1 pseudogene is annotated in these 434 nt (G+C 78.1%); it reads right to left on the bottom strand.

Annotated elements, in window-relative coordinates:
• Positions 1 to 410, bottom strand: a pseudogene (locus ACSNOD_RS31755) (hypothetical protein); the annotation flags it as partial.
• Positions 411 to 434: the final 24 nt, after the last annotated feature.

Raw genomic sequence — 434 nt, forward strand, 5'->3', positions numbered from 1 at the left:
GCCGGGGCCGGAGCCGGGCCCGTGGTCGTGGTCTCGCTGACGACGGTGCCGGCCCGCGCCCACAGGCCGTGCGCGCGGGCGTCCGTGACGACCAGGTACGGGATGCGCACCGGGGGCACCCGACGGGTGGACAGGGCCAGCGGCAGCAGGCCGAAGACGCGGCCGCTGAACTGCTCCGCGCGGAAGCGGACGCCATCGGTCAGGGTGGTGCGGCGGGCCCGGAGGCAGGACCCGCCACCGGGGCCGGGGTGGTGGAGGTGGAGGTGGTCCGCCTCCATCCGGTCCGCCGCGCAGACGCCCGTGGCCGGTGAGCACAGGAGCCCGGTGATGGTGAGGGTGGCCGCCCGCAGCACCGCGCCGGAGGCGGGTCCGGGCCGGGTGAGCGCGACCGTCGGCAGGCAGGCGGCCACGGTTCGGGCCACCTCCGCGATGTG

Source organism: Streptomyces sp. URMC 123, from assembly GCF_051386515.1.
Classification (GTDB): Bacteria; Actinomycetota; Actinomycetes; order Streptomycetales; family Streptomycetaceae; genus Streptomyces.